At 69.8% G+C, this 15,497-nt stretch carries 16 protein-coding genes; 12 read left to right on the forward strand and 4 right to left on the reverse strand.

Translation table 11 applies throughout. The features are described from left to right. The first annotated feature begins 215 nt into the window (after nucleotides 1-215). The 8 genes from HPO96_RS17220 (at nucleotide 216) to HPO96_RS17255 (ending at nucleotide 7,102) form a co-directional block, all read left to right on the forward strand. Entirely contained in the window at nucleotides 216-770 is a 555-nt protein-coding gene (locus HPO96_RS17220; RefSeq protein WP_171674453.1) for a flavin reductase family protein, read from the forward strand. After that, entirely contained in the window at nucleotides 763-1,809 is a 1,047-nt protein-coding gene (locus tag HPO96_RS17225; protein WP_171674454.1) for an ABC transporter substrate-binding protein, read from the forward strand. Before HPO96_RS17220 ends, HPO96_RS17225 begins: the two co-directional genes overlap by 8 nt. After that, complete coding sequence (locus tag HPO96_RS17230; RefSeq protein WP_171674455.1) at nucleotides 1,806-2,642, forward strand: ABC transporter permease; 837 nt, start codon at nucleotides 1,806-1,808, stop codon at nucleotides 2,640-2,642. Before HPO96_RS17225 ends, HPO96_RS17230 begins: the two co-directional genes overlap by 4 nt. After that, nucleotides 2,618-3,328: an ATP-binding cassette domain-containing protein gene (locus HPO96_RS17235; protein WP_171674456.1), complete on the forward strand. Its 711-nt coding sequence runs from the start codon at nucleotides 2,618-2,620 to the stop codon at nucleotides 3,326-3,328. Before HPO96_RS17230 ends, HPO96_RS17235 begins: the two co-directional genes overlap by 25 nt. Further along, on the forward strand, nucleotides 3,325-4,662 hold the full coding sequence (locus tag HPO96_RS17240; RefSeq protein ID WP_337796674.1) for an LLM class flavin-dependent oxidoreductase: 1,338 nt from the start codon (nucleotides 3,325-3,327) through the stop codon (nucleotides 4,660-4,662). The genes HPO96_RS17235 and HPO96_RS17240 overlap by 4 nt, the downstream gene beginning before the upstream one ends. Nucleotides 4,663-4,731: 69 nt before the next feature. Next, nucleotides 4,732-5,541, forward strand: coding sequence for a glycerophosphodiester phosphodiesterase (locus HPO96_RS17245; protein ID WP_171674457.1), 810 nt, complete (start codon nucleotides 4,732-4,734; stop codon nucleotides 5,539-5,541). 142 nt (nucleotides 5,542-5,683) lie between these two features. Next, nucleotides 5,684-6,100, forward strand: coding sequence for an ATP-binding protein (locus HPO96_RS17250; RefSeq protein ID WP_171674458.1), 417 nt, complete (start codon nucleotides 5,684-5,686; stop codon nucleotides 6,098-6,100). A 39-nt stretch (nucleotides 6,101-6,139) separates the two neighbouring features. Further along, nucleotides 6,140-7,102, forward strand: a complete 963-nt coding sequence (locus HPO96_RS17255; protein WP_171674459.1) for a DUF5926 family protein — start codon at nucleotides 6,140-6,142, stop codon at nucleotides 7,100-7,102. A 173-nt stretch (nucleotides 7,103-7,275) separates the two neighbouring features. Here the strand turns inward: HPO96_RS17255 and HPO96_RS17260 are convergent, their stop codons facing one another. Then, nucleotides 7,276-8,490 carry an arginine deiminase gene (locus tag HPO96_RS17260; RefSeq protein WP_171674460.1) on the reverse strand — a complete coding sequence of 405 codons (1,215 nt, stop codon included), beginning with the start codon at nucleotides 8,488-8,490 and terminating at the stop codon, nucleotides 7,276-7,278. A gap of 160 nt (nucleotides 8,491-8,650) precedes the next feature. Between HPO96_RS17260 and HPO96_RS17265 the strand changes: the two genes are divergently transcribed. The 3 genes from HPO96_RS17265 to HPO96_RS17275 are packed head-to-tail and all read left to right on the forward strand — an operon-like array spanning nucleotide 8,651 to nucleotide 11,303. Continuing rightward, nucleotides 8,651-9,439, forward strand: a complete 789-nt coding sequence (locus tag HPO96_RS17265; RefSeq protein WP_171674461.1) for a glycosyltransferase — start codon at nucleotides 8,651-8,653, stop codon at nucleotides 9,437-9,439. Beyond that, nucleotides 9,436-10,989, forward strand: coding sequence for an MptA/MptB family glycosyltransferase (locus HPO96_RS17270; RefSeq protein ID WP_171674462.1), 1,554 nt, complete (start codon nucleotides 9,436-9,438; stop codon nucleotides 10,987-10,989). The genes HPO96_RS17265 and HPO96_RS17270 overlap by 4 nt, the downstream gene beginning before the upstream one ends. Continuing rightward, nucleotides 10,986-11,303 (forward strand): cupin domain-containing protein, encoded by a 318-nt coding sequence (locus HPO96_RS17275; RefSeq protein ID WP_337796675.1) that lies wholly within the window; start codon nucleotides 10,986-10,988, stop codon nucleotides 11,301-11,303. The genes HPO96_RS17270 and HPO96_RS17275 overlap by 4 nt, the downstream gene beginning before the upstream one ends. On the opposite strand, the gene larC is transcribed toward HPO96_RS17275, so the two are convergent. Together larC and larB are read right to left on the reverse strand one after the other, a co-directional pair. After that, nucleotides 11,300-12,577, reverse strand: a complete 1,278-nt coding sequence (gene larC / locus HPO96_RS17280; RefSeq protein WP_171674463.1) for a nickel pincer cofactor biosynthesis protein LarC — start codon at nucleotides 12,575-12,577, stop codon at nucleotides 11,300-11,302. The genes HPO96_RS17275 and larC overlap by 4 nt on opposite strands. Further along, nucleotides 12,574-13,293 (reverse strand): nickel pincer cofactor biosynthesis protein LarB, encoded by a 720-nt coding sequence (gene larB / locus HPO96_RS17285; protein WP_171674464.1) that lies wholly within the window; start codon nucleotides 13,291-13,293, stop codon nucleotides 12,574-12,576. Before larB ends, larC begins: the two co-directional genes overlap by 4 nt. Nucleotides 13,294-13,403: 110 nt before the next feature. On the opposite strand from larB, the gene HPO96_RS17290 reads away from it, so the two are divergent. After that, the gene (locus tag HPO96_RS17290) at nucleotides 13,404-13,889 is read left to right on the forward strand and encodes a DUF4446 family protein (RefSeq protein ID WP_337796676.1); all 486 of its coding nucleotides are present in this window, start codon (nucleotides 13,404-13,406) and stop codon (nucleotides 13,887-13,889) included. A gap of 11 nt (nucleotides 13,890-13,900) precedes the next feature. Here the strand turns inward: HPO96_RS17290 and HPO96_RS17295 are convergent, their stop codons facing one another. Then, nucleotides 13,901-15,460: a bifunctional phosphatase PAP2/diacylglycerol kinase family protein gene (locus HPO96_RS17295; protein ID WP_337796677.1), complete on the reverse strand. Its 1,560-nt coding sequence runs from the start codon at nucleotides 15,458-15,460 to the stop codon at nucleotides 13,901-13,903. Nucleotides 15,461-15,497 lie beyond the last annotated feature (37 nt).

Genomic DNA, 15,497 nt, shown 5'->3' on the forward strand with positions numbered 1-15,497 from the left:
CGAGATTGTCTAGTTCTTCGGTCGACATTGATGAGAAGGTTGTTGACATGACGACGACCTTGCTCACCCGCCGTCGCGTCATCGATCTGCTGCGGACGGCGAGCGCCACCTGTCGGTGACCCCCGTTCCGACGGTTGCTCCGGCGCGCTGAGACGCGCCGTACGAGGCCTGCTGAGCCTCCTCTTTCTGCGTGCCCTTTTGTCCGAGGGAGAGACATGTCCGTCCCCGCTGTGCAGCGCCCTGCCCTCTCACTGGTTCCGGACCGCTCCGAGGAGCGGATCGTCGACGCCGACGTCTACCGGGCCGTCTTCCGTCGCCACGCCGCCGGCGTCGTGGTGATCACCACCGACGCGGGCCACGGCCCGGTCGGTTTCACCGCCACCTCGCTGGTGTCGGTCAGCCTGCTGCCACCGCTGGTGTCGTTCGCGATCGACACCAAGTCGTCCAGCTGGCCGACCGTCAGCAAGGTCGAGAGCCTGGCGATCAACTTCCTGTCCATCGACCAGCAGGCGATCGCGGGCCGCTTCGCCACCAGCGGGATCGACCGCTTCGCGGCGCCGACCCGGTGGTCCCGTCTGCGCACCGGGGAGCCCGTGCTCGACGAGGCGCCGAGCGTCCTGCGCGCGCAGGTCGAACACCGCTTCGCCGTCGGCGACCACTACCTGGTCGTCGCCCGCCTGATCACCCACACCGAGCGCCGCGAACACGAGCCCCTGCTCTACCACGACGGCCGCTACGCCACCGCCACCCCGAGGGTCCACCATGTCTAAGAAGTTCGCCTTTGCCGCACTCGCCGTCGCTCTGGTCGTCACCGGCTGCGGCGGCGCGGCCCAAGCCGGCGGCGGCGCGAAACTCGCGCTCGACGCGCCGTTGCCGACGACCGTGCCGGACGGCGCGAAGATCGTCGTCGGCGACCCGTCGACCGAGGTCGCGCTGAAGCTGTCCGGGCAGTTCGACAAGGTCTCCAAGTACGTCCAGTTCGCCAACCTGAGCGGCGGTCCGCAGACCACCGAGGCCTTCCGGGCCAAGGCGCTCGACCTCGGCGCCGTCGCCGAGATCCCGTCCATCCACGCGACCTGGACCGGGCTGAAGGTGAAGATCGTCGCCTCCAAGTTCCGTCTGGACGCGATCAACCACCCGATCTACGAGCTCGGTATCGCACCCGGCGTCAGCGTGACATCGCTCGGCGACCTGCGCGGTAAGTCGATCGCGTTCAGCCCGGGGCAGGCGCAGGGCGCGCTGGTCCTGAAGGTGCTGAAGAAGGCCGGGCTGACCAAGGAGGACGTGAAGCTGATCGAGCTGCCGAGCACCGGCGACGTCTACAGCAACGCGCTCGCCGCGAAGCAGGTCGACGTCGCGCCGATCGGCGGCGTCCAGATCAAGCGCTACACGGCCAAGTACGGCAAGGACGGCGCGACCACGCTCCAGCACGGCATCCGGGACGACGCCGGCCACCTGTACGGCCCGACCGAGTCGCTCGAGGACCCGGCCAAGGCCGCCGCCATCCGCGCGTACGTCGCGGCCTGGGGCGTCGCGCAGGAGTGGATCGACAAGCACCCCAAGGAATGGATCGCCGGGTACTACGTCAAGGACCAGGGGCTCACCGAGGCCGACGGCGAATGGCTCGTCGAGAACGCCGGCCACCCGGAGATCACCGCCGACTGGAGTGACGCGATCGAGCGGCAGCAGGAGACCATCGAGCTGCTCGCGCCGGAGACGAACAACCCGGTCATCCAGGCCGCGGATCTTTACGACCTGCGCTTCCAGAGCGTCGCCGCCGACGCCATCAAGGCCGGAGCCGCCAAATGACGACCACGACCCTGCCCGGGGTGCGCGCCGCGGTCCGGCGTACCCCCGCCGTACGCCGGCGCCGGCTCGGCCCGGGTAAGCCGATCAAGTTCGGGGCGGCCATCGGGCCGCTGCTCCTGCTGGTGATCTGGAGCATCGGCTCGGCCACCGGCTGGATCGACCAGCGGGTGCTGTCGGCGCCGTGGACGGTCGTCAGCACTGCCGGTGAGCTGATCGCCGACGGTCGCCTGCAATCGAACCTGTGGACGTCGTCGCAGCGGGCCCTGCTCGGCTTGGGGCTCGGCATCGTGCTGGGCGTCGTCCTCGCGCTGATCTCCGGGTTGTCCCGGCTCGGGGAGGCCGTGCTCGACGGGCCGATCCAGATCAAGCGTGCGATCCCGTCGCTGGCGCTGCTGCCGCTGCTGATCCTGTGGCTCGGGATCGGCGAGTCGATGAAGGTCGTGACGATCCTGCTCGGGGTCTTCGTGCCGATCTACATCCATACCCACAACGGATTGCGGACGATCGACAGCCGGTACGTCGAGCTCGCGCAGACGGTCGGGTTGTCACAGCGCGAGTTCATCCGGCGGGTCGTGTTACCGGGCGCGCTGCCGGGATTCCTGCTGGGCCTGCGCTTCGCGGTCACCGGCGCATGGCTGTCGCTGGTCGTGGTCGAGCAGATCAACGCCACCAGCGGTATCGGCTACATGATGGAGCTGGCTCGCACGTACGGGCAGACCGACATCATCATCGTCGGGCTCGTCCTGTACGGCGCGCTCGGTCTGCTCTCCGACGCGGGTGTTCGGCTGATTCAGAGGAGGGCCCTGTCGTGGCGCCGTACGCTGGCCTCGTAACCGTCCAGGTTCGCGACCTGGTGCGCAAGTACGACGATCGCGCCGTCCTGGACGGCGTCGATCTGGAGATCGCGCCGGGGGAGTTCGTTGCCCTGCTGGGGAAGAGCGGCTCCGGGAAGAGCACGTTGCTGCGTGCGCTGGCCGGGCTCGACCCCGAGGTGGTCGGGTCGGGGGAGCTCGTCGTACCGCAGCAGGTTTCCGTTGTCTTCCAGGATTCGCGGTTGTTGCCGTGGGCAAGAGTATTGGACAACGTCGTCCTCGGGTTGCGTGGTTCGGAGCAGCGCGGGCGGGAGAGTCTGGCCGAGGTCGGGCTCGCCGGGCGCGAGGATGCCTGGCCGAACGAGTTGTCCGGGGGTGAGCAGCAGCGGGTCGCGCTGGCGCGATCGTTGGTGCGCGAGCCGGAGTTGTTACTCGCCGATGAGCCGTTCGGGGCGCTGGATGCCCTGACCCGGTTGAAGATGCACGCCTTACTGCGGAAGCTGTGCGCCGCGCATCAGCCGGCGGTGTTGCTGGTGACGCACGACGTCGACGAGGCGATCGTGCTGGCTGATCGGGTGATCGTGCTCGACGCCGGGCGGCTGGTCGCCGAGGAGGTCATCTCGCTGGGGCTGGAGCGCAGTGCTGTGGATCCGGAATTCGCCGCGGTGCGGGCGCGGCTTCTCGATGCGTTGGGAGTCACGCTGTGAGCAGGCAGTTACATCTGAACGCGTTCCTGATGAGCACCGGGCATCACGAGGCGTCGTGGCGGCTGCCGGAGAGCGATCCGTTCGCGAACACGTCGGTCGAGCACTACCAGGCGCTCGCCCAGCTGGCCGAGCGCGGGAAGTTCGACTCGATCTTCTTCGCGGATTCACCGGTGCTCTTCGGGGACGTCGGACGCCGTCCGGCCGGCTCGCTGGAGCCCACCGTGCTGCTGACCGCGATCGCCGCGGTCACCTCGCGAATCGGGCTGATCGCGACGGCGTCCACGACGTACAACGATCCTTTCAACCTGGCGCGGCGGTTCGCCAGCGTCGACCACGTGAGCGGCGGGCGGGCCGGGTGGAACGTCGTCACCACGGCCGGGCCGGAGGCCGCGAAGAACTTCAACCTGGCTGACCAACCGGCGCACGCGGAGCGGTACGAACGGGCGGCCGAGTTCCTCGAGGTCGCGTACAAGCTCTGGGACTCCTGGCAGGACGACGCCGCGATCGCCGACAAGGAGGCGGGTGTCTGGGCGCTCGACGAGCGCGTCGTCCCGATCGACCACGTCGGCCGGCACTTCCAGGTCCGCGGGCCGCTCAACCTGCCGCGCGCACCGCAGGGGCGCCCGCTGATCGTCCAGGCGGGCTCCTCCGAGGACGGCAAGGGCCTCGCCGCTCGCTACGCCGAAGCCGTCTTCACCGCCCAGCAGACCCTGGAAGACGCCCAGGCCTTCTACGCCGACCTGAAGGCCCGGACGGCGGCGCTCGGCCGCGACCCGGAGTCGATCAAGATCCTCCCCGGCATCGTGCCCGTGATCGGCAGCACCGAAGCCGAGGCCCTCCGGCTGGAACGCGAACTCGACGAGCTGATCCGCCCCGAGTACGCCCGTCTCCAGCTCGCCAAAACCCTCCGCGTCACCCCCGAAGACCTCCCCTTCGACCAGCCCCTCCCCGCCGACCTCCCGGCCGAGGACGAGATCCAGGGCGCCAAGTCCCGCTACACCCTCATCGTCACTCTCGCCCGCCGCGAAAACCTCACCGTCCGCCAACTCATCGGACGCCTGGGCGGCGGCCGCGGTCACCACACCTTCACCGGCACCCCCACCCAGGTAGCCGACGCCATCCAGTCCTGGTTCACCGCCGGCGCCGCCGACGGCTTCAACATCATGCCCCCCGTCCTCCCCGCCGGCCTCGAAACCTTCGTCGACGAAGTCATCCCCCTCCTCCAATCCCGCAACCTCTTCCGCACCGACTACACCGGCCCCACCCTCCGCCACCACTACAACCTCCCCCGCCCCACCAACCACCATCCCCTCCCCACCGAAGCCACCGCCTAGAACGTGTGATGCGAGGACGTCGGGGGCGGCGTCCTCGCATCACCACCTCGGCGTGTCAGAGTTGGGGGTATGGGGAAACGCCCGAGTGTGGTGGCGCATCGTGGGTCCAGTGAGAGCAGTCCGGAGCACACGTTGGCTGCTTATCGGCGGGCGATCGAGGTGGGGGCCGACGGGCTCGAGTGTGATGTGCGGTTGACGGCGGACGGGCATCTGGTGTGTGTGCACGACCGGCGGATCGAGCGAACGTCGAACGGGCGCGGGGTGTTGTCGACGATGAGTCTGCAGGAGCTGGAGGCGTTCGACTGGGGGTCGTGGAAGAACCCGTGGAGCGACCTGGACGAGGACGCCGAGCTCCCGGATCCGGACATGTCGACGGTGCTCACGCTCGACAAGCTGCTGGCGACTGTGCGGGATGCCGGGCGGCCGGTCGAGCTGGCGATCGAGACCAAGCACCCGACCCGGTACGCCGGGCTGGTGGAGCGGCGGCTGATCGAGACGCTGGCTCGTTACGGATGGTCGCAACCGAAGCTCGGAACGGAGTCTCCGGTGCGGGTGATGAGTTTCTCCTGGTTGTCGTTACGGCGAATGCGCACGATGGCGCCCGGGTTACGCACGGTGTTGTTGATGGACCGCGTCCCGCTCCGTTTCCGCGACGGCTCGCTGCCGACCGGCGTCTCGTACGCCGGCCCGAGTCTGGAGATCGTCACCGCGCACCCGGAGTACGTCGACCGAGCGCACAAACACGGTCACCAGGTGCACGTGTGGACGGTCAACGCGGACGCCGACGTCCGGCACTGCCGCGAGATCGGAGTCGACGCGATCATTTCCGATCGTCCGGAAGCGGTGATGCGGATTCTCGGCGAGGAAGTTTCACGTTAAATTCCGTCGTTTTCATCACAGTTTCCGCTCGCCCGCGGTGATCTTCGGCGGGGCTGTGTAACGGAATTCCCGCAGGTGTTTTCCGCGACAGGTTCCTGGGCAGAAGTTCTGGTGGCTGTTCCGATCTTCGAGGAGACCCTGCTTGTCCTCAGCGACCCTGCCTGCCGACGTGAGCGTCGTCGACGTCGTACTGCCGCACGAAGTGTCCGCGGTGGCGGACGCCCGGCGCCGTCTGGCCGCCTACCTGAAGCGGTACCGCGCCGCCGACGCGGCCTGCGACGATGCTCAGTTGGTGTTGTCGGAGCTGCTGTCGAACGCGATCCGCTACGCGCCGCCGTTGCCCGGCGGCGAGGTCCGCGCGGCCTGGTGGATCGACAAGGCCGGCATCCACGTCGAGGTCACCGACGGCCGTGGGGACACCGAGCCGCAGCGGATCGGCGACACCCATCCGGAGTCGATCGGCGGCCGCGGGCTGGCGATCGTCGACATCCTGACGTCGTCCTGGGACGTCCGGAGCGGCGCGCACCACCGGACCGTGCACGCGGTCGTCCCCAGCTGAGTTCGCCGTACGCCGGGCCGGGCTGCCAGACTGCAGCCCATGGGAAAGAAGTCGCGGCAGCGCGCGAAGAACACGACGACCGTCACCCTCGACCCGGCCGACCTGGTCGACGTCGGTCCGCGGGAACTCTGCCCCTGCGGTTCGGGTAAGCGGTTCAAGCAGTGCCACGGCAAGGAGATCGCCGCGGCCGCCGACACCTGGGTGGTCCGGCCCTTCGAGGGGCTGCCGGCCGAGTGCGACCTGATCGCGTTCCGCGAGATCGTCCCGTCCGGTTCGGTGCAGGTCGAGCTGAAGGACTCCGGCAAGGTGGTCAACCTGGTGACCTTGCTGCCGATGGCGATGCCCGGCCTGGTCCGCGACGACGAGACGATCTGGATCGGCCTGCAGACGCATGCGTCGTCCGGCGACCCGTCCCGCGACGTCGGCCACGCGATCACCGCCGCGCTGAACACCGAGCCCGGTAACCCGATCCAGCTCGGCGACCTGATGAAGGACGGCCCCCGCCTGCAGGACCTGATCGACGTCGACAAGCCGCTCCAGGTCAAGGTGCACGAAGGCTTCGACTTCTGGGTCGGCGAGAACGTCGAGGACCCGACCGGCGAGGTCGCCGCGGGGCTGGAGCGGGCCAACCAGGCCGCCGCTCCGACCGTGCGGCTCGAGTCCGTCGACGCGGCGTACTGGACGCAGATCGGCGACCGCCGCTACCTGCGCTGGGTGCTCCCGCACAGCGAGGACACCGTCCTCGACGCGCTCGCCCGGCTGCACGCGGCCGGCCAGTCCAAGCTCGTCGAGGGCAGCCGCCTGATCGGCTCCTTCCGCGCGCTCGGCGTCCTCGCGCCGGTCTGGGAGCTCCCGGCCGACGCCGAGGCCGCGGATGTCGAGAAGCCGGCCGCCGATTTCGCCGTCGCCCTCGAGAAGGCGCTGGCCGCCACCGACGCCCTCAGCACCGAGGAGCGCGCCGCCCGCAACGGCCTCGCCAGCCGCCAGCTCACCATCCGCTGAGCACACGCAAAAGCCCCCAGATCACCGATCTGGGGGCCTTTGCAACGTGGACGGCCCAAGTCCTGCTGACGGGGGAGCAACAGGGCCTGGGCCTAGCCATGAAGAGTACTCAGAAGAGGGTCACTCGGCAAGCCCCGATTTCACTGCGCGTGTCGTTCGCCTTACTTGCGTCGTCAAGTGAGCCCGTGAAGTAAGCCCTGGACCGGGTCGCGGAGCACCGGGCACGACATACACCGCGGGCCGCCGCGGCCGGAGCCGAGCTCGGAGCCGGAGATCCGGATCACCTCGACGCCGGACTCCTCCAGCCGGGCGTTGGTCTCCACCGTGCGCTCGTAGGCGATACAGACCCGCGGCGCGAGGGCGAGGGTGTTGTTCCCGTCGTCCCACTGCTCGCGCTCCGCGGTGACCGGATCGAGGCCGGTGTCGATCCGCCGCAGCGTGTCGATCCCGAGCGCCTTCGCGGCCGCGACCAGGAACGGCTCGGACTCCGCGACGTGCAGCTGGTCGCCGTCCGTGGTCACGGCGAGTGCGCGCATCTCCTCGGCCATGTTCGGATACATCAGCACGGCGTCGACGTCGACCATCGTGCAGACGGTGTCGAGGTGCATGGTCGCGCGCTGCTGCGCGATCGGTACGGCGAGCACGGTGTGCGCCAGCCCCTTCGCGAACACCCGGCGCGCGAGCCGCTCCACCCCCGCCGGCGTCGTCCGCTCGCCGACCCCGACCGCGAGGACGCCGGGGCCCAGCGCGAGGACGTCGCCGCCCTCGACGTGCTCGAGCGAGTGGTCGTACACCTTGTCGGCGCCGGCGAACCGCGGGTGGAACCCGTAGATCAGCTCGGTCAGCTGCGTCTCGCGAACCCGGGCCGGCATCGCGAGCGACGTGACGGCGACCGACTTCCCGATCCAGACGCTGGAGTCGCGGGTGAAGAGCAGGTTCGGCAGCGGGTCGATCAGGAAGTCCTCGTCCGCGAGCAGCGACGTCACCAGCCCGCCCGCACGGACTTCGTCGTTCCGGACGCCGGCCATCAGCGCCTCCGCCAGCTGCGCCGGGTCGAGGTCGCCGAGCGCACGCCGCAGATAGTCGCGCAGCGTGTCACCGAGCCGCAGGTCGGCGATCGCCCCGGCGACGGCCCGCGACCGAGCCTCGGAGTCCGCCAGCGCCTCGGCCAGCAGCTCATGCAGGTACAGCACCTCGACGCCCCGGTCCCGCAGCACCTGCGCGAACGCGTCGTGCTCCTCCTGCGCCCGCCCGACCCACGGAATCCCGTCGAACAGCAGCTTGTCGTTGTTCCGTGGAGTCAGCCGCCGCAGCTCGTTCCCCGGCCGATGCAGCATCACGGTCCGCAGCGCCCCGACCTCACTGTCGACGCCGTACGTCTCGGTCATCCGCCCGCCCTCTCGCTCGGTACTGACTCAACAGTGTCTGATTGTCCGACAATTTCCGGTGGAGTGCAAAGGAAGTCGCTTCCTTCGAAAGTACGAGATGTCACCCCCGAGTGCCCACTGACGCGGTCGGTACGCCGGGGAGGAACTAGGCTGCGGTGCTGTGTCCGGTGCTGATTCTTCTTCCGAGCCGTTCGAGCGTGCTGTCGCCTGTGTGATCCCGGCGAAGGACGAGGCGGCGCGGATTGCGGCGACGGTCGACGCGGTGCACAAGATCATCGGCGTCGATCTGGTGGTCGTCGTCGACGACGGATCCACTGACGGGACGGCCGCTGCAGCCGAGCGCGCGGGGGCAGTCGTCGTCCGGCATCACACGAACCGCGGCAAGGCTGCCGCGATGGAGACGGGTGCGACGGCGGTCGCCGAGCGCGACGGCGCCCGCCCGCGGCACCTCCTCTTCCTGGACGCCGACCTCACCGACTCCGCGACTGCCGCGACGCCGCTGATCGAGCCGGTCCAGTCCGGTCGCGCTGATATGACGATCGGGACGCTGCCGGTGCAGGTCCGGGCCGACGGCTCGAAGGCGGGCGGCCACGGGTTCGTCGTCAGCCTCGCGCGGGCCGGGATCGTGGAGGCGACAGGCTGGGCGCCGGAGCAGCCGTTGTCGGGGCAGCGCTGCCTGACGCGTGCCGCGTTCGACGCCGCCGTACCGCTGGCGGCCGGGTTCGGTGTCGAGACCGCGCTGAGTATCGACCTCGGCCGCAAGGGCTTCCGGATCCTCGAGGTACCGATCGACGTCCGCCATCGCGCCACCGGCACGGATCTGCGCGGCCAGCTGCACCGCGGCAAGCAGTACCTGCACGTACGCCGCGCGCTCGCTGCCCGCAGCGCCCTGCCGTCGACCGGCGGTCCGTCGCTGCGCAGCCTGTTCCCGCGGAAGACCACGCCATGAGCGCGGAGGTGACCGCCGACCCGCGCCTGGCGGAGCGGTACGGCAAACGTGCCGTCGCGCTCTATCTCGCGTGTACGACGTTGATCGTGGCCGTCGGTCTGCTCGGCCCGTCCGTGGTCGTGCTGACGCTGACGAACCGGCATGCCTGGCTGCCGTCGTACTGGTTCGACACGAAGCCGAACGACTGGCTCGTCTCGGTGCTGATCTACATCGCGATCCTGCTCGGCGGGATCGGCGTCTGGATGGCGCTGAAGGCGTTGAAACACGGCTGGGCGCCGCGGATCAGCCGATTGGTTGCCCTGGGCATCGGTACGACGGCGGCCGTCACGGTGGTGCCGCCGATGGCGTCGGGTGACGTGCTGATCTACGCGGCGTACGGGCGGATCATGACGCTCGGCGGCAACCCGTACACGACGGCGCCGGCCGACACGATCCGGCTCGGGTACGACCCGGTGATCGCCGCGACCGAGCGGCCCTGGCAGGGCGCGCGCAGTGTCTACGGGCCGATCGCGACCTGGATCCAGTGGCTGTCGTCGGTCGTCGGCGGCGACTCGATGCAGCTGACGGTGTGGATGCTGCAGCTGTCGGTCGCGATCAGTTTGGTCGTGACGACGCTGCTGCTGCTCAAGCTCGTCGGCCCGAATCTGCCGGCCCGGCGGCGCGTGCTGCTGCTCGGCATGGCGAACCCGCTGCTGCTCTGGTCGGTGCTGGCCGGCGCGCACAACGACTCGATCGCGGTCATGTTCGCGGTGATCGCGTTGGTCGCGTTGCGAAAACACGTCTTCCTCGCCGGTCTGCTGATCGGCGCGGCCGGCGCGACCAAACTCTCGATCGGGCTGGTCGGGATCGCGATGCTCTGGTCGCTGCGTGCCGACTGGCGCAAGATGCTCTACCTCTGCGGCGGCGGCGCGCTCGCGATGGGCGGGTTGTACGGCGTCTTCGGGTTGCAGGCCTTCCAGCAGGCGCGATCGCAGACGTCGTTCATCTCGACAGGTACGCCGCACAAGGTGCTGCTCAGCTTCTTCAACCTGTTCCTGCCGAACGGGCTGGTGCGCACGATCCTCGCGATCCTCGCCTGGGTCGGGCTGATCGTGGTCGCGATCCTGCTGACGCAGGTGATGCCGAAGTCGCTGATCCCGCAGACGCATCCGGATGATCCGGTGCCGGCCGCCGTCCGATACACCGCGATCTACGCGGTCGCCTGGTTGCTGACGGCGATGTACTCGCTGCCTTGGTACGACGTGATCGCGTGGGCTGCGCTGGCCGCGATGGCGGCGTCCAAGGTCGACGGGTTGATGGTCGTGCGAACAACGATGCTGGCGATCGCGTACGTGCCAGGCCGAGATCCGAACGCGCGGCAGGTGGCGGCCAGTCTGTCGGACTCGCTGGAGTTCTTCAGCGCCCGGCTGCGGGACACGATCTGCCCGGCGATCGAGCTGGCCGTGTTGATCGGCGTCATCGTGTGGGCGCGGCGGGGCGGCGCGCAGTGGTGGCCGTACGACTGGCCGCGGCGTAAGCAGAAGGCTGTTCCGGAGAAGGCGGCCGTGTGAAGAAGCTTGCGGGGGCCGGTGCGTACCGGCCCGGCGTCCCGAACGACTTCGTCGAGCACCTGCGGACCGGGTCGATGTCGGTCGGTACGTACTCGATCCCCGCCGGCGGAGTGGACGACCAGGCGCCGCACCACGAGGAGGAGATCTACGTGGTGACGGCCGGGCGGGCCACCATCGTCACGCCCGGCGGCGCGGAGCTGATCGAGCCGGGCGATGTCCTCTTCGTCGCCGCCGAAGAGGAGCACCGCTTCGTCGACATCACCGAGGACCTCGCGCTACTGGTCTTCTTCGCGCCGCCGTACTCGGGCCGCTAACCCCAGAGCGCTTCGGCCGCGGCGACGGCCTTGGCCATGACGGCCTTCACCGGGCGCTTCAGCTCGGTGGCGGCCGCGACGACGTCCTCGTACTCCGGTTGCACATTGACGACCGCACCGGCGTACCGGGCGATCTTCACGCTGATCTGCTGGCCGTCGACCTCGATCGTCGTGAACTCACGGTCGGCGGCGTGTTTGCGGACGACGTACTCCCGCAGGCCGATCGCGGTCGTCTCGGCGAGGATGACCCGCCGGACGGCGTCCGCGCTCTTGCCGCTGACCAGCACGGACAGGGTGTGCGCCGGGCGGCCCTTCTTCATCAGGATCGGCGTCAGCCAGGCGTCGGCCGCGCCCGCGTCGAGCAGCCGCTTCAGGACCGGCGGCCACAACCGCGGATCCAGGTCGTCGATATTCGTCTCGTAGACGAGCTCGCCGCCGCTCTGCTCGGAGCTCTCCCCGACGACCACGCGGACGACGTTCGGCACCTCGACCGGATCCCGGCCACCCGCGCCGACGCCGGTCCGCTGCACCCGCATCCCCGGCATCGCCCCGAACTCGTCCGCCAGCGTCGCCAGCAACGCGGCGCCCGTCGGCGTGGTCATCTCGTACGGCGCCGTCCCACCCAGCACCGGCGCCCCCGCCTCAGCCACCAGATGCAACACCGCGGGCCCCGGAATCGGAATGCCCCCATGCTGCCCTCGGACCTGCTTCCCGCTCCCGAGCGCCACCGGCGAAACCACCACCCGGTCGACCTCGAGACTCACCGCCGCAGCCGCCACCCCCACGATGTCGGCAATCGCATCCAGCGCCCCCACCTCATGAAAATGCACCCCTTCAGGGTCGACCCCATGCGCCGCCCCCTCAGCCCGAGCCAACCGCCCGAACGTCTCCAGCGCCCGCCCCCGAACCCCCTCAGTCAGCTCAGCCGCCTCCAACAACCCCCGAACCTCACTCCAAGCCCGAGTAGGCCCATGCGAGTGCCCATGCCCAACCTGATCCTGCCCGTGCCCATGTCCGTGCCCCGCCGAACTGTGCCCGTGCCCATGTCCGGCATCAACCACACCTTCCGGATGTGGTTCGCCGTCCACCTCGACGGTCGCCTTCAGCGCGGCGATCTCGTGGCGTGCGGTTCTCGCGACGCTGACCGACAACGACGGGTCGACGGCGGCGACGGCCGCGTTCACGGACGCGAGATCGGCTCCGGCGTCGAGGAGAGCGCCCAGCAGCATGTCGCCCGAGGCGCCGGCGGAACAGTCGATCCAGGCGACTTTCATACGTCGTCCTTGGTCTCGCGGGGTGCGGCGCGCCGCGCCACGCGGGCGGCGAAGACTCCGGCGCCGAAGCCGTTGTCGATGTTGACGACGGTGACCCCCGGCGCGCAGGAGTTGAGCATGCCGAGCAGCGCCGCGACCCCGCCGAAGGAGGCGCCGTACCCGACCGAAGTGGGGACGGCGATCAGCGGTACGCCGACCAGCCCGCCGACCACACTCGGCAGCGCGCCCTCCATCCCGGCCACCACGATCAGGCAGTCCGCCGCGTCGAGCCGCTCGCGGACGCCGAGGATCCGGTGCAACCCGGCCACCCCGACGTCGGTGATCACCTCGACGTTCGCCCCGAACACCCGGGCCGTCGTCGCCGCTTCGGCCGCGACCGGGGCGTCCGACGTACCGGCCGCGACGACGGCGACCGTTCCGCGCAGGGCGGGCGGCGTACCGAGGACCGCCGTCCGGCCGACCGGGTCGACCACGGCGGCGGATAGCGCGGCCGCGACCGCCTCCTGCGCCTCGACGGTCAGCCGGGTTGCGAGGACGGCGTTGCCGGGGTGCGTGGCGTGCAGCGTGCGGAGCAGTTCGACGACCTGCTCCGGCGTCTTGCCGGCGCCGTACACCACCTCGGCGTCGCCGGTACGCTCCAGCCGATCGGTGTCGAGCCGCGCGTAGCCGAGATCGTGGATACCCGGCTGGGGACCTTGGTCAGGCAAATGGGTCACGTCGTGAATCTACGTCGGACCCGCCGCGGACGCCGATTCCACCCGTCCGCACACACGCTCCGCAACCACCTGAGTACTCAACAAATACCCGATGCTTTAGGCTGCCGTGCGTGTCTTCGACGTTAGCCGGTGTGTTCGGGATCGCCGCCCTCTTCGTGGCGGTGCTCGCCCTCGTGTTCGCCATCCAGGCGCACCGCGACCGAACCGCCCCGTCGGCCGCCCCCGCCGCCCCCACCCCGGCCCCCGAGCCCGACCCGCAGCCCGAACCCAAACCCGGCACGGTCAAATCCGAGCTCCGGCGCCTCACCAAGGACATCGACACCACCCGCGGCGCCCTCCGCGACACCATCCAGCATCTCGCCATCGTCCGCTACGACGCCTTCGGCGACACCGGCGGCAAACTCTCCTGGTCCCTCGCCCTCCTCGACGACCACGGCGACGGCGTCGTCCTCACCTCCATCAACTCCCGCGCCGACGCCCGCACCTACGCCAAAGAAGTCCGCACCTTCACCAGCGAGTCCAAACTCTCCCCCGAAGAAGAAGAAGCCCTGGAAACCCTCCGCAAAGAAGCCACCCCGACCGACCCCCTCCTGTAGTTACCGGGGGTTCAGCGGCGGTTGGGGACTCGGGTTACGAGGGCGGCGGGTTCTACTTCGGCGGTCAGGGAGCGGCCGGGGCCGATGGGGTCGCCGTCGAGTTGGCGTTGGACGGCGTCGGCGGCGGTGATGGCTACTTTGCGGGCGGTGAAGCGTTCCAGGTACATGTCGGCGCGGTTGGTGCGGGTGACGAGGCGCCAGACGACGATGGGCCATTGGGTGACGCGGCGGGGGGCGATGACGACGACATCGAGGAGGCCGTCGTCGGGCCGGGCGTCGGGGAGGAGGGGGATGTTGGCCTGCAGCATGCCGACGTTGCCGATGACGACGGTGCGGACGCGGCGTTCGATCGTCAGGTCGTCGTCGAAGGTGATGCGGACGCGGACCGAGGGGTGGTTGATGTTGCGGGCGGTCGAAACGAGGTAGGCGGGCCAGCCGATCTGCGCCTTCAGGACCGGGGGCGCGCCGGAGATGATCGCGGCGTCCAGCCCGAGCCCGGCCATGACGGCGAACCGGTCGGTGTCGAGCTCGTCGCCGCGCACCGACACCAGATCGATCCGCCGATCGCGCCCCTCCAGGATCCGCTCCAGCGCGTCGTCCAGATCGAGCGGGATGTGCAGGTTACGAGCGAGCAGATTCCCCGTGCCGGCCGGAATGACCCCGACCGGGATGCCGGTGTGCGCGAGCGCCGCGCAGACCACCCGGACCGTCCCGTCCCCGCCCGCGACCAGCACCAGATCCGACTCGTACTCGATCGCCCGCTTGGCCATCGCGTTCCCCGAGTCGTCCTCCCGGGTCTCCAGCCAGAGCGGGTCGTCGTACCCGCGCAGCTCCAGCGCCCGCGTCACCTTCCGCCGGAACGCCACCCCGTCCCCGACCTTGATCGGGTTCACGATCACCGCGGCCCGCGGCGGTCGGGCGATCTCCTCCGGTGAGGACGGCGTCCGCCGACGCCGCCGCCGCAACCCCGGCCGCAGCCCGAACCCGATGGACGTCGCGGTCAGGATCGCCAGCCCCAGCGCCCACCCGCCGAGCACATCCGACACGTAATGCACGTTCAGCGCGATCCGATCCGCCGAGGCGATCCAGACCACCACGATCACCGGCAGCAGCACCAGCAGCCGGAACCGCCGCCGCCAGCCCCGCACCGATGGCAGGACGACGCCGAGCGCACCCGCCATCACGAAGGCCGCCGTCGCGTGCCCCGACACGAACGACCACCCGTCGGTCGCGACGAGCATCTCCTCCGGCCGCGCCCGGGTGAAGATGAACTTGACCGCCTGGACCAGCCCGAGCTCGGCCCCCGCCGTGACCAGCAGCCAGACCGTCAGCAACCGCGCCCGCCGATGCCACAGGTACGCGGCGACGATCAGAATCACCGCCCGGTTCGCCCACGGCAGCACGACCGCGCCGACAACCTCCCAGAAGTCGACGACCTGCGGATGTGTGGCCCCGTACGCCGCCGCCCGGGCGGCCACCGAGGCGTCCCACTGCTGCAATGGCGGCCACCCGTCGAAGACCAGCAGCGTGATCACGGTGAACGGCAGCGCACCCAGGACGACCGTGATCACACGGCCGATCGCACTGGGTGGATGGTGGTTCATCGCC

Source organism: Kribbella sandramycini (genome assembly GCF_013131805.1).
GTDB classification, from domain to species: Bacteria; Actinomycetota; Actinomycetes; order Propionibacteriales; family Kribbellaceae; genus Kribbella; species Kribbella sandramycini.

Excerpts from the sequence above, each read along its gene's own strand:
- HPO96_RS17220 (WP_171674453.1), top strand. The coding sequence starts at position 216 with ATGTCCGTCCCCGCTGTGCAGCGCCCTGCCCTCTCACTGGTTCCGGAC.
- HPO96_RS17225 (WP_171674454.1), top strand. The coding sequence starts at position 763 with ATGTCTAAGAAGTTCGCCTTTGCCGCACTCGCCGTCGCTCTGGTCGTC.
- larC (WP_171674463.1), bottom strand. The coding sequence starts at position 12,577 with ATGAAAGTCGCCTGGATCGACTGTTCCGCCGGCGCCTCGGGCGACATG.
- HPO96_RS17255 (WP_171674459.1), top strand. The coding sequence starts at position 6,140 with ATGGGAAAGAAGTCGCGGCAGCGCGCGAAGAACACGACGACCGTCACC.
- HPO96_RS17270 (WP_171674462.1), top strand. The coding sequence starts at position 9,436 with ATGAGCGCGGAGGTGACCGCCGACCCGCGCCTGGCGGAGCGGTACGGC.
- HPO96_RS17245 (WP_171674457.1), top strand. The coding sequence starts at position 4,732 with ATGGGGAAACGCCCGAGTGTGGTGGCGCATCGTGGGTCCAGTGAGAGC.
- HPO96_RS17260 (WP_171674460.1), bottom strand. The coding sequence starts at position 8,490 with ATGACCGAGACGTACGGCGTCGACAGTGAGGTCGGGGCGCTGCGGACC.
- HPO96_RS17230 (WP_171674455.1), top strand. The coding sequence starts at position 1,806 with ATGACGACCACGACCCTGCCCGGGGTGCGCGCCGCGGTCCGGCGTACC.